This is a genomic window from Methylobacterium ajmalii, assembly GCF_036448855.1.
Taxonomy (GTDB): domain Bacteria; phylum Pseudomonadota; class Alphaproteobacteria; order Rhizobiales; family Beijerinckiaceae; genus Methylobacterium; species Methylobacterium ajmalii.
Genome location: NZ_JAZFXT010000018.1, coordinates 72,437 through 83,971, shown reverse-complemented (window position 1 = coordinate 83,971; position 11,535 = coordinate 72,437). Strand labels below are relative to the sequence as shown.

Genomic DNA, 11,535 nt, shown 5'->3' with positions numbered 1-11,535 from the left:
TCGCGCCACCGGACTCGGCCAGCACCTTGGTGATCGCCGCGGTCAGCGAGGTCTTGCCATGGTCAACGTGACCGATGGTGCCGATGTTGCAGTGCGGCTTCGTCCGCGAAAACTTTTCCTTGGCCATATCCATCACCTGCGGCAAGCCCGCCCACGACGTCCAGCCGGGCGGAAGGCGCGGCCCGCTTAGAGGGTTAGCGCCGGTTGATCAAGTGCGCGCATGCGCCCGGAGGCCTGCGCGACGGTCGGTACGGTCCCAGCCATGCGTCGCGGCTCACGGCTCGGCGCCGCCCGCCACGCGCCGGCGGCCGACGCTGCGCGCATAGGCCTCCGCCGTGTCGCGCTCGTGGTCGGATAGCAGCTGCTCGACGGCGCCGACGAGGTCGGGGGCCTCGGTGAAGCCCGCCGCCACCAGGGCCACGGCCTTCGCCCGCGCGGCATCGCGCTTGGCCGGCAGGCAGATGTGCTGCGCCCGCACGGCGAAGTGCTCCGGCGTCTCGCGACGAACCCGCGCGGCCGCGGATTCCCGGGCGAGGCAGCCCTTCAGCCGCGCGATCGCCGCCGCCTCCCGGTTCGGCCGCGCCCCGTCGAAGGCGTGGCTCGCGGTGACGTGGATCGGTCCCGACAGGGCGACGAGCAGCAGCGGCATCACGGCGCGCATGACGGTGTCCCGGGGCGTTTGTTCCTGTTACGTTCCATACCACCACTGATTCCCTGCTGCCAAGGTAAAGCGGTGGAGGGATGGGGACAACGCCGCAGGGCGAGCCCCGCCCTTTCGAGCGGGGCTCGTGGGAGCCTGTCCGTCAGGCCGCCTGCGGCGTGTCGCGGCTTTCGAGGAACGCGGCGTGCTCCTCGGCGAGCGCCCCCGACAGGGCGCGGGCGATGAGCGCGCGGGTCTCCTCGACGCCGTAGAGCGCGACGAACGAGCCGAAGCGCGGGCCCCGCGCCTCGCCGAGCAGGATGCCGTAGAGCGTCGTGAACCAGGTCTGCGACACGCCCGGGCGCCCGTCCGGGCTCTTCGACTTGCCCGACAGGTCCGGGAAGTGGCGCCGGCCGACCTCGTAGACCGCGGCCTGCAGGGCCTCCGGGTCGGTGGAGCCGGCCTGCGCCGCCAGCGTCTCCGACAGGTCGGCGAGCGCCGCCGCCTCCTCGGCGCTCGGCGTCCGGTAGGTCTTCTCCGGGCGCACGAAGTCGCGGAAGTAGCGCACCGCGTGGTGCACCAGCCGGTCGAGGCGCGGATGCGTCTCGGGCGAGGCCTCGGGCGCGTAGCGGCGGATGAAGCCCCACAAGACCGCCGGGTCCTCGGTGTTGGCGACCGCCACGAGGTTCAGGAGCATCGCGAAGGGCAGCGCCCCGCCCTCGCCGACCCGCTCCGGTTCGGGCGGGGTACCGGCATGGAGGTGCCAGGTCGGGTTGCCGAGCTTCAGCTTCGGTTCCTGGCCGGGAAACTTCTCCAGGAACGACAGGTAGTCGTCGACGTGACGCGGGATGACGTCGAAGTGCAGGCGCTTGGCCTCGCGCGGCTTATTGTACATGAACAAGGCGAGGCTCTCGGGCGTGCCGTAGGCCAGCCACTCGTCGATGGTGAGCCCATTGCCCTTCGACTTCGAGATCTTCTGGCCCTTCTCGTCGAGGAAGAGTTCGTAGTTGAAGCCCTCGGGCGGCTCGGCGCCGAGCACGCGGGCGATCTGCCCCGATAGCTTGACCGAATCGATCAGGTCCTTGCCGGCCATCTCGTAGTCGACGCCGAGCGCGACCCAGCGCATCGCCCAGTCGGGCTTCCACTGCAGCTTGGCGTGGCCGCCGGTAACCGGGGTCTCGTAGGCCTCGCCGGTCGCGGGGTCGCGCCACACGATGGTGCCGGACGAGACCTTCACCTCGTCGATCGGCACCTGCATCACGTGCCCGGTGACCGGGTGCAGCGGCAGGAACGGCGAGTACGAGGCCGAACGCTCGGCGCGCAGCGACGGCAGCATCACCGCCATCACGGCGTCGTAGCGCTCCAGCACCCGCAGCAGCGTCGCGTCGAAGCGGCCCGCGCGGTAGCACTCGGTCGCCGACAGGAACTCGTACTCGAAGCCGAACTTGTCGAGGAAGCGGCGCAACTCGGCGTTGTTGTGGGCGCCGAAGCTGTCGTGAGTGCCGAACGGGTCCGGCACCGCGGTCAGAGGCTTGTTGAGGTTCTCCGCGAGCAGCGCCTTGTTCGGCACGTTTTCCGGCACCTTGCGCAGGCCGTCCATGTCGTCCGAGAAGGCGACGAGGCGGGTCGGCACGCTGTCGTTGGTCAGCGTCCGGAAGGCGTGGCGCACCATCGAGGTGCGGGCGACCTCGCCGAAGGTGCCGATATGCGGCAGGCCCGAGGGGCCGTAGCCGGTCTCGAACAGCACCTCGCCTTTGCCCGTCCGTTCCAGCCGGGCGACGAGCTTGCGCGCCTCCTCGAAGGGCCAGGCGGACGCGGAGGCGGCGGCCTCCGCCAGGGCGGGATCGATGCTGTATGCGGACATTGCCTGTCGAGGCCGCGCCGGACGCGGCCTTCCGGTGAGCGTTGAAGGGAGCCCGGCACCCTATGGGCCGCGCTCCCGGGGGTCAACGCGATGCGATCGTCTTACGCGGGGACGGGTTCGCGCGACGCCGCTTCCGTTCGCGCCCCGGCCATGATGTCGGCCAGGATCTCGTAGGAGCGCAGGCGCGCCCGGTGGTCGTAGATCGCGGCCGCCACCATCAGTTCGTCGGCCTGCGTACGGGCCGCGATCGCGTCGAGGCCGCGCTTTACGGTGTCGGGCGAGCCGACCACCGAGCAGGCGAGCATCCCGGCCGCCTGCACCTTCTCGTGGCCCGACCAGTAGGTCTCGATGTCGTCGATCGGCGGCGGCAGCTGGCCGCGGGTGCCGCGGAAGATGTTGGTGAAGGCCTGCTGGGCCGAGGTGAAGAGGCGTCGCGCCTCGCCGTCGGTCTCCGCCGCAATGACGTTGACGCCGACCATGGCGTGGGGCTTCGCCAGCTGCGCCGACGGTTCGAAGCGGGCGCGGTAGACCTCGAGCGCCTGCATCAGGGCGTCGGGCGCGAAATGCGACGCGAAGGCGTAGGGCAGGCCCAGCATCGCCGCGAGCTGCGCCCCGAACAGGCTGGAGCCGAGGATCCACAGCGGCACGTTGGTGCCCGTGCCCGGCACCGCCTGGATGACGCGGCCGGCATCGAGCGGCCCGAGCAGCGTCTGAAGCTCCAGGACGTCCTGCGGGAAGTGGTCGGAGGCGGCGGGATCGCGGCGAAGCGCCCGCAGGGTGCGCTGGTCGGTGCCGGGCGCGCGCCCGAGGCCGAGGTCGATCCGGCCCGGATAGAGCTCGGCCAGCGTGCCGAATTGCTCGGCGATCACCATCGGCGAGTGGTTCGGCAGCATGATGCCGCCGGCCCCGACCCGGATGCGGTGCGTGCCCCCGGCGATGTAGCCCACCACCACCGAGGTCGCCGCGCTGGCGATGCCGGTCATGTTGTGGTGCTCGGCCACCCAGTAGCGGGTGAAGCCCCACCGGTCGGCGGCTTGCGCCAGGTCGAGGGTGTTGCGCAGCGCATCACCCGGCGAGGCACCCTGCGGAATCGGCGCGAGATCGAGGACGGAGAGTGGCGGCATCGGCGGGTCCCGGAGGTTGTGAGTGCATGTCCCCTACTGGGCCCCAAGATTTGGCCTGGGGGCGGCGGATACAAGCGCCCCGGGCCGATGCGTGACATGCAGGGGTTGCGTGGGCAGCCGTCATCTATCTGCGAGAGGCGCCGCCATACCGCCTGTTCCGACCGACGGAATGCCTGAGCGACAGTGCCCATCCCGGCCGTTCGAAACCGGATCTTGCCCGCCCCGAACGATTCCCCGATGCTGACGCCCGCGCTCGCGCCGGCCAAGAACCGGCAACGAGACGAGCGGCGATCCGGGGAGGAATCATGGCGGGCTTGTTCGATCTCACCGGCCGGGTGGCGGTGGTTACCGGCGGCAATGGCGGCATCGGGCTCGGCATGGCGGAGGCCCTGGCCAGCGCCGGCTGCGCGGTCTCGATCTGGGGCCGCGATGCGGAGAAGAACCGGCGGGCGCTCGAACGTCTCGCCCTCGCGGGTGCGCCGGTGGCGGCCGAGACCTGCGACGTCGCCGACCCGGACGCGGTGCAGCGCGCCTTCGACGCGACGCTCGCGCGCTTCGGCCGGGTCGACGGGATGTTCGCCAATGCGGGGGTCGCCGGGGGCGGGCGGCGCTCGTTCCTGGAACGGGACGCGGCGGAGTGGCGGCAGACCTTCGCGGTCAACCTCGACGGGGTGGTGGCGAGCTTCCAGGTCGCGGCCCGCCACATGGCCGAGCGCGCCGGCGCGGGCGACGCCTTCGGGCGCCTCGTCGCGACGTCGAGCGTCGCCTCGCTGCTGGGGGCGGCGCGCAACGAGCATTACGGCGCCACCAAGGGCGCGCTCAACGCGATGGTGCGGGCGCTCGCCGTCGAACTCGCCCGCTACGGCGTCACCGCCAACGCGATCCTGCCGGGCTGGATCGAGAGCGACATGACGGCGGGGCTGATGGCGAACGAGAAGTTCGTGAGCTTCAACCTGCCGCGCATCCCCGCCCGCCGTTTCGGCCGGCCGGAGGATTTCGGCGGCATCGCCGTCTACCTGATGAGCGGGGCGTCGTCCTACCAGACCGGCCAAGTGGTGGTGATCGACGGCGGCTACACGGTGGCGTGACGGGGCTCGCACGATGGCACGCTTCACCGACAGGGCGGTTCTCGTCACCGGCGCGGGCAGCGGCATCGGCCGCGCCTCCGCCCTGCTGTTCGCCCGCGAGGGCGCGGCGGTCGCGGTCGTCGACCGGGACGCCGCCGGGGCCGAGGAGAGCGCCGCGCTGATCGCCGCGGAGGGCGGCCGGGCGCTCGCGCTCGTGGCGGATGCCGGCCGCGAGGCCGACGTGACCGGGTGCCTGGCGGCGGCCGAGCGGACCTTCGGCCGGCTCGACGCGATCCACGCCAATGCCGGGATCGGCGGCGGCACGGTGCCGTTCACCGAGCAGAGCGTCGAGCAATGGGAGGAGGTGCTGCGGATCAACCTGATCGGCGCCTTCCTGGCGATCAAGCACGGCGGGCCCCTGCTGCTGCGCCATGGCGGCGGGGCGATCGTCTGCACCGCCTCCGTCGCCGGGCTTCGCGCCAACGCGGCGGGCGCGGCCTACAGCGCCAGCAAGGCCGGGGTGATCAGCCTGGTCCAGACCGCCGCCGACGCCTTCGCGGGGACGGGTCTGAGGATCAACGCCGTCTGTCCCGGCCTGATCGAGACCGGCATGACGGCGGGCCTGTTCGCCGCGGCGCGGGCGAAGGGGAAGCAGGACCGCATCGGCCAGCTCAACCCGCTGCGCCGGGCGGGCCTGCCCGAGGAGGTCGCGTCCGCCGCCGTATTCCTGGCGAGCGACGAGGCAGCCTACGTCAACGGGCAGGCGCTCGCGGTCGATGGCGGGCTGTCGAGCACCCATCCGTTCGTGCCGCGGGCGCCACGGGGCTGAGCGCCGGCCGTCTCCGTCGCGTCTGCGGCGTCCCTGAAGGCGGCGCTCTCTCAGGCGGCCCGGTCCAGGGGCGTGATCCGGGCGATCTCGTCACCGATCTCGCGACCGACCGCTTCGAGCTCGAATTGCCGCTGCAGGTTGAGCCAGAAATCCGGCGTCGTCCCGAAATAGCGGCCGAGGCGCAAGGCGGTGTCGGTCGAGATGCCGACCTCCTCCCCGGCGATCCGCTCGATGCGGGTGCGAGGCACGCCGCAGGCCTTGGCGACCACACCGGCCGACAGCCCGAGCGGAACCAGGAACTCCTCGCGCAGGACCTCTCCCGGATGCATCGGCGGGAGAACCGTGTCGGTCTCGAACTCGATGGTCATGCCGGCCTCCTCGGGCCCGGGGTCAATGGTAATCAACGATCTCCACACGGTCCGATCCGGCCTCCGTCCAACGGAAGCAGAGCCGGTATTGGCTGTTTGTCCAGATCGCGTGCTGACCGAGCCGGTCCCGCTCGAGCGGATGCAACTAGAGCACTTCACGATCGCGCCGCAATCGCGAAGCTCTCTAAGTCATTGTTTTGTCGGATTTTTCTGCGACGAATCGGTTTCCACTTCGTCGGAAAATGCTCTGGTTGCCCGGAGGCTGCTTGAGATCGTCGAGTATCCGGGCGGGGTCGAGCATCTTCAGCTTCCGGTGCGCCGTGCCGACGATCATGGCCGGAAGTCCCTTCGGTGCCCTCCCCCGGAACACCGCCTCGGTCCGTTCGTCCGCGAAGCTCTGGATCGCCACAAGATTCCCGCCCTCGGCCGGGCATCAGTATCAAACGATGATACATTGAGGTGAAGCACGCGGGCTCGGGAAACGGGGCGAATTCACGCCCGTGGTCCGAGCGGATGCGTTCAGAACGGGCTCACCGGAAAGAACCGCAGGTACAGCTCGGCGTACTTGCCCTCGTCCCACAGGCGCTGGAGCGCGTCGTCCAGGGCGCGAGCCAGCGCCTCGTCCTCCTTGCGGGTGACGAAGCCGATGCCCTCGCCGAAATAGCGGTTCTCCAGGTAGTCGCCGCCCGCGAAGGCGCAGCACCCCGCCGCATCCGTGCCACCGATCCAGAGCGCCAGCGCCAGCCCGTCGCCGAACAGGTAGTCGACCTCGCCCCGGCGCAACGCGGCCTCGGCGGTGCCGAGATCGGGATAGGTCTTCGGGGTGACCTTGAAGAAGGTGCGCAGATACGCCTCGTGCGCGGTGCCCGAGACCACGCCGACCGGGTGCTCGGCGAGCCCCTTCGGGTCGGGCGCGGGCAGGCCCTTGTCGCCGCGCACGACGAAGCGGGCGGGCCAGCGGAAATAGGGCCGGGTCACCTGGTGGCCGCTCCGGAGCGAGGCGGTGAGCGGGATCGCGGCCGCCACCACGTCGCCCTGGTTGGCCTGGAGCGCGTCGAGCAGCGTGTCGAAACGGCGCGCCTGCACGGTGCAGGTCAGGCCGAGCTTCTCGCAGGCCGCCCGGGCGAGCTCGACCGAAAACCCGGTCGGGCTGCCGTCCGGCCCAGCGAAGTGCAGCGGCGGGTATTCGTCGTCGGTGAGGAACCGGATCGGCCGGGTGGCCTGCGGCGGATCGGGCCGCTCCAGCCGGGCACGGGGATTCCAGAAGTTCGGGATCGTCACCGGCTCGGCCGCCAGCGCCGGACCCGCGGCGAGCGACAGAAGCGCCGCGAGCAGCGCCGCCAGCAGAGCTGCCGACAGATCTGCCACTTGGCCGCGACGGTGACGCTGCGGCATACGCGCAACGATTGCGAAAAAACCGCCGGTCGGGCGGCGGGGCGCTGTTGCGGATGCGGGACGAGCCATAGGCTCCCGATACCACGAACCTCCGCCGGGGGGAGTCCGCAAGTTCGGGGTCAGCAGGTTCGGAGCCCGTCATGTTCGTCGAGGTCCGGTCTCCCCACGGCGCCACCGCCATCGTCCTGCCGGGCGAGCTGGCCTTCCTGCTCGGCCAGGGGGTCGACCTCGCGGTCGTCCGGGAGGCGGCCGTGCTCGCGCGGCGGGAGGGCACGGAGCCGGTCGCGGCCCTGCTGCGCGCCGGCCTGATGAGCGAGGCAGCCTACTACGCCGCCCTCGCCCGGGCGCTCGGGCGGCCGTTCCGCGGCGCCGGGCTCGTCCTCGACCCCGGGGCGCGGTTTCCCGAGGATGTCCGCCAGGGCGCGACGCGCGGGGCCGGCGGGGAGTGGCTGCTCGCGCCGCCCCCCGGTGCCGTAGCCGCCCTGCTGGCCGCCGGCGTGCCGCCGAGCGCGGTGTTCACGACGCCGGCGGCGCTCGCCGCCGCGGTGCTCGCCACCGCCGGCCCCCGCGCCGCGGCCCGGGCCGCGGAGGCGCTGGAGGTGCGCGCGCCCGACTGGGCCTACCGCCCGGGGCTGCATCCGGGGCAGATCCTGGCCCTGATGCTCGCGGGCGCCGCGTCCCTGCTCCTCCTCGACGCGGCGCCCTGGATCCAGCTCGCGATCCTGTCGCTCCTCAACCTCACGGTGCTGGCGGTGATCGTCTTCCGCCTCGCCGCCCCCCTCCTCGTGCCCGACCCGCCGCCCGCTCCCGGCCGGGTGCCGGACGCGGAACTGCCGGTCTACACCGTGCTGGTGGCGCTCTACCGCGAGGCCGAGGTGGTGCCGCGCCTCGTCAAGGCCCTGGAACGGCTCGACTACCCGGTCTCCAAGCTCGACCTCAAGTTCGTGATCGAGGCCGACGATGCGGCCACCGCGGCGGCGCTCTCTGCCCGTCCGCTGCCGGCGCGGTTCGAGATCGTGACGGCACCGCCGGGCCTGCCGCGCACCAAGCCGCGGGCCCTCAACGTCGCCCTGCCGCTCGCCCGCGGCGAGCACCTCGTGGTCTACGACGCCGAGGACGTGCCCGATCCCGGCCAGCTCCGGGCCGCCGCCGCCCTGTTCCGGGCCGGCCCGGCGCGGCTCGCCTGCCTGCAGGGGCGGCTGGTGATCGACAACACCGACGATTCCTGGCTCACGCGCTGCTTCACGCTCGAATATTCGGCGCTGTTCGACGTGGTGCTGCCGCTGCTGAGCGCCGCGCACCTGCCGGTGCCGCTCGGCGGCACGACCACCCACTTCCGCACCCGGGTGCTGCGCGAGGTCCATGGCTGGGACGCCTGGAACGTCACCGAGGATGCCGATCTCGGCCTGCGGCTGGCGCTCGCCGGCTACCGGGTCGGCGATCTGCCGCTCTCGACCCTGGAGGAGGCGCCCGCCCACCTGCATCCCTGGCTGCGCCAGCGCGTGCGCTGGATGAAAGGCTTCGTCCAGACCGCGATCACCCACAGCCGGCACCCGGTCCGGGCGTGGCGCCGCCTCGGCCCCCTCGGCCTGCTCTGCGCGGTGGCGATGGTGCCCGGCACGGTGATCTCGGCGCTGGCCTACCCGTTCGGAATCGCGCTGGCGGCCTGGGCCCTGACCGCCGACCCGCTGCCGGACGCCCCCGACTTCCTCGCCAATCTTCTCACCGCCACGGGCGTCACGGTGTTCCTCGCCGGCCTTGGGGCGATGTGGCTGCCGGCGCTCGCCGGTTGCCGGCGGCGGGGCTGGTGGTGCCTCGCCCCCTGGGCGCTCGCCCTGCCGGTCTACTACCTCTTCGTCAGCCTCGCCGCGTGGCTCGGCCTCGTCGAGCTGCTGCTCGCGCCCTACCGCTGGAACAAGACCACGCACGGGCGCGCCGCCACCTCCCGCACCGGGGCGATGCGGCGCGACAGGCTCAGAGCTGGCGCGCCACCTCGGCGGCGGCGTCCGCGGCCGGGCGCATCAGGTTGAGCGAGCCGACGAAGTGGCCGCGTCCGTCCATGATGTAGACGAGTGCGGTGTGCTCCATGGTGTAGTCGCCTTCCTTGAGCGGCACTTTGCGGCTGTAGGCGCGGTAGGCCTTGACGGTGGCGGCGACCGCCTCGGGCGAGCCGGTCAGCCCGACGATGCGGGGATCGAAGCTCGACAGGTACTCCTTGAGCGCCGCGGGCGTGTCGCGCTCGGGGTCGACGCTGACGAACAAGGCCTTCACGTCGCGGCCCTTGGGGCCGAGCGCCACCAGCACGTCGGAGATCTGCTGCAGGGTGGTCGGGCAGATGTCCGGGCAGTGGGTGAAGCCGAAGAACACCAAGTGCGGCGTGCCGGAAAAGTCGCGGTCGGTGACGGTGCGACCGTCCTGGTTCACCAGGGTGAACGGCCCGCCGACCGTGCTGGTGCCGGTCGCCGGGCGGCCGAGCATCATGCTGGCGGCGAGCCCCAGCACCGCGAGGCCGAGGGCGAAGACGAGGAGCGGGATCGCGGCGCTGCGCATCCGGGGCGTGAGGGGCATCGGCGGTCTCCATCCTGGCTTGCCGGGGGCGGGCGGCGCCGGTGGAGCACCGCCCGCCCCCGGCGGCAAGGGGGCACGGGGTCGCCCCGGCGAAGAAAGCGGGCACGAGTTCGCCGGCGAAGAAAGCGGGCGCGGGGTTGCCCTGGGGCAGAAAGCGGGCGCGGGGCGCTCCCTTCCACGGAATCGTCCCGCGGCGGTGGCGCGGCGCGGATGCCCGCGCGATGGGCGCAGCACTGCCCTGCGTATGGGCAGCCCTCCGCGGCCGGCCCCCGTGTTGCGTTGCGGCGCGGCCTCTCCTATCGCTCGCGCCCAGCGGTGCCGTGCCTGACGCGGTGTCCGACCCCGTTTTCAAGACGACCTGCCAAGAAGACCGCCATGGCCGACAAACTCTCGCTGCCCAAGGACAAGATTCGCGTCCTGCTGCTCGAAGGCATCAACGACAGCGCCGTCGCGCTGCTCGAAGCCTCGGGCTACGTGACGGTGACCCGGCTCGCCAAGGCTCTCGATCCGGCCGACCTGCGCCAGGCGATCAAGGGCGTCCACATCGTCGGCATCCGCTCGCGCACCCAGCTCGACGAGGCCGCCTTCGAGGCCGCCGACCGGCTGATGGCGGTGGGCTGCTTCTCGGTCGGCACCAACCAGGTCGATCTCGAGGCGGCGCGCCGGCGCGGCATCCCGGTCTTCAACGCGCCGTTCTCCAACACCCGCTCGGTGGCCGAGCTCGTCATCGGCGAGATCGTGATGCTGCTCCGCCGCATCGTGCCGCGCTCGGTCTCGGCCCATGTCGGCGGCTGGGACAAGTCGGCCAACGGCTCGTTCGAGGTCCGCGGCAAGACGCTCGGCATCGTCGGCTACGGCAATATCGGCTCGCAGCTCTCGAACCTCGCCGAGGCGATGGGCATGCGGGTGATCTTCCACGACCTCACCGACCGCCTGCGCCACGGCAACACCGAGCCGGTCGACAGCCTGACCGCCCTGCTGTCGCAGAGCGACGTGGTCTCGCTGCACGTGCCCGAGACCGCCTCGACCCACAACATGATCGGCGAGGCCGAGATCCGGGCGATGAAGCCGGGCTCGTACCTGATCAACAACTCGCGCGGTACGGTGGTCGACCTCGACGCCCTGGCGTCGGCGCTCAAGGACGGTCATCTGCGCGGTGCGGCCGTCGACGTCTTCCCGGTCGAGCCGAAGTCGAACCAGGACCGCTTCGTCTCGCCGCTCCAGGGTCTCGAGAACGTGATCCTGACCCCGCATATCGGCGGCTCGACCGAGGAGGCGCAGGAGCGCATCGGCGCCGAGGTGGCGCGCAAGCTCGTCGATTACTCGGATATCGGCTCGACGGTCGGCGCGGTGAACTTTCCGCAGGTGCAGCTGCCGGCCCGCCCGACGGGCCTGCGCTTCATCCACGTCCAGCGCAACCTGCCGGGCATGCTCGGACGCCTCAACGACACCTTCGCCCGCAAGCAGATCAACATCGCGGCGCAGTTCTACCAGACCGACGGCGAGGTCGGTTACGTCGTGGTCGAGACCGACGCCACCGACGTCGACCCGGAGGCGCTGCTCGAGGAGCTGCGCGCCATCGACGGCACGATCCGGGCGCGGCTGCTCTACGAGCGCCGCTGAACCGACGACGGCGCTCGGCCGCAAGGCCGGGCGCCACTCTCACGGAGACACCGTTCG

12 protein-coding genes are annotated in these 11,535 nt (G+C 71.8%); 4 read left to right on the top strand and 8 right to left on the bottom strand.

The features are described 5' to 3' along the window. The 4 genes from V3T34_RS07205 to V3T34_RS07190 all read right to left on the bottom strand — a co-directional run. On the bottom strand, nt 1-127 hold a 127-nt coding region (locus V3T34_RS07205; protein WP_248312706.1), incomplete at its 3' end, for a GTP-binding protein. 147 nt (nt 128-274) lie between these two features. Continuing rightward, nucleotides 275-661 (bottom strand): hypothetical protein, encoded by a 387-nt coding sequence (locus V3T34_RS07200; protein ID WP_091744873.1) that lies wholly within the window; start codon nt 659-661, stop codon nt 275-277. Nucleotides 662-803: 142 nt separating this feature from the next. Further along, a complete protein-coding gene (locus V3T34_RS07195; protein WP_305078235.1) occupies nt 804-2,504 on the bottom strand; it encodes a lysine--tRNA ligase in 1,701 nt (566 codons plus the stop codon). Between the two features lie 101 nt (nt 2,505-2,605). After that, nucleotides 2,606-3,628: an LLM class flavin-dependent oxidoreductase gene (locus V3T34_RS07190; protein ID WP_305078234.1), complete on the bottom strand. Its 1,023-nt coding sequence runs from the start codon at nt 3,626-3,628 to the stop codon at nt 2,606-2,608. Nucleotides 3,629-3,933: 305 nt separating this feature from the next. Here V3T34_RS07190 and V3T34_RS07185 point away from each other — a divergent pair, with 305 nt between their 5' ends. Beyond that, nucleotides 3,934-4,716, top strand: coding sequence for an SDR family NAD(P)-dependent oxidoreductase (locus tag V3T34_RS07185; RefSeq protein ID WP_305078233.1), 783 nt, complete (start codon nt 3,934-3,936; stop codon nt 4,714-4,716). Between the two features lie 13 nt (nt 4,717-4,729). Further along, on the top strand, nt 4,730-5,524 hold the full coding sequence (locus V3T34_RS07180) for an SDR family NAD(P)-dependent oxidoreductase (protein ID WP_305078232.1): 795 nt from the start codon (nt 4,730-4,732) through the stop codon (nt 5,522-5,524). A gap of 50 nt (nt 5,525-5,574) precedes the next feature. Here the strand turns inward: V3T34_RS07180 and V3T34_RS07175 are convergent, their stop codons facing one another. The 3 genes from V3T34_RS07175 to V3T34_RS07165 form a co-directional block, all read right to left on the bottom strand. Further along, nucleotides 5,575-5,892 (bottom strand): HigA family addiction module antitoxin, encoded by a 318-nt coding sequence (locus tag V3T34_RS07175; RefSeq protein ID WP_305078231.1) that lies wholly within the window; start codon nt 5,890-5,892, stop codon nt 5,575-5,577. Between the two features lie 184 nt (nt 5,893-6,076). Continuing rightward, nucleotides 6,077-6,301 (bottom strand): type II toxin-antitoxin system RelE/ParE family toxin, encoded by a 225-nt coding sequence (locus V3T34_RS07170; RefSeq protein ID WP_305078230.1) that lies wholly within the window; start codon nt 6,299-6,301, stop codon nt 6,077-6,079. Nucleotides 6,302-6,411: 110 nt separating this feature from the next. Next, nucleotides 6,412-7,287: a transporter substrate-binding domain-containing protein gene (locus V3T34_RS07165; RefSeq protein ID WP_407942682.1), complete on the bottom strand. Its 876-nt coding sequence runs from the start codon at nt 7,285-7,287 to the stop codon at nt 6,412-6,414. Between the two features lie 140 nt (nt 7,288-7,427). Between V3T34_RS07165 and V3T34_RS07160 the strand changes: the two genes are divergently transcribed. Further along, a complete protein-coding gene (locus tag V3T34_RS07160) occupies nt 7,428-9,317 on the top strand; it encodes a glycosyltransferase family 2 protein (protein ID WP_305078229.1) in 1,890 nt (629 codons plus the stop codon). On the opposite strand, the gene V3T34_RS07155 is transcribed toward V3T34_RS07160, so the two are convergent. Next, complete coding sequence (locus V3T34_RS07155) at nt 9,262-9,855, bottom strand: SCO family protein (protein ID WP_305078228.1); 594 nt, start codon at nt 9,853-9,855, stop codon at nt 9,262-9,264. The two genes, V3T34_RS07160 and V3T34_RS07155, sit on opposite strands and share 56 nt — an antisense overlap. A gap of 375 nt (nt 9,856-10,230) precedes the next feature. On the opposite strand from V3T34_RS07155, the gene serA reads away from it, so the two are divergent. After that, a complete protein-coding gene (gene serA, locus V3T34_RS07150) occupies nt 10,231-11,478 on the top strand; it encodes a phosphoglycerate dehydrogenase (protein ID WP_305078227.1) in 1,248 nt (415 codons plus the stop codon). Nucleotides 11,479-11,535 lie beyond the last annotated feature (57 nt).

Coding starts and splice junctions, on each gene's coding strand:
- V3T34_RS07200 (WP_091744873.1), bottom strand. CDS start 661: ATGCGCGCCGTGATGCCGCTGCTGCTCGTCGCCCTGTCGGGACCGATC.
- V3T34_RS07180 (WP_305078232.1), top strand. CDS start 4,730: ATGGCACGCTTCACCGACAGGGCGGTTCTCGTCACCGGCGCGGGCAGC.
- V3T34_RS07190 (WP_305078234.1), bottom strand. CDS start 3,628: ATGCCGCCACTCTCCGTCCTCGATCTCGCGCCGATTCCGCAGGGTGCC.
- V3T34_RS07160 (WP_305078229.1), top strand. CDS start 7,428: ATGTTCGTCGAGGTCCGGTCTCCCCACGGCGCCACCGCCATCGTCCTG.
- V3T34_RS07165 (WP_407942682.1), bottom strand. CDS start 7,287: ATGCCGCAGCGTCACCGTCGCGGCCAAGTGGCAGATCTGTCGGCAGCT.
- V3T34_RS07155 (WP_305078228.1), bottom strand. CDS start 9,855: ATGCCCCTCACGCCCCGGATGCGCAGCGCCGCGATCCCGCTCCTCGTC.
- serA (WP_305078227.1), top strand. CDS start 10,231: ATGGCCGACAAACTCTCGCTGCCCAAGGACAAGATTCGCGTCCTGCTG.
- V3T34_RS07175 (WP_305078231.1), bottom strand. CDS start 5,892: ATGACCATCGAGTTCGAGACCGACACGGTTCTCCCGCCGATGCATCCG.
- V3T34_RS07185 (WP_305078233.1), top strand. CDS start 3,934: ATGGCGGGCTTGTTCGATCTCACCGGCCGGGTGGCGGTGGTTACCGGC.
- V3T34_RS07195 (WP_305078235.1), bottom strand. CDS start 2,504: ATGTCCGCATACAGCATCGATCCCGCCCTGGCGGAGGCCGCCGCCTCC.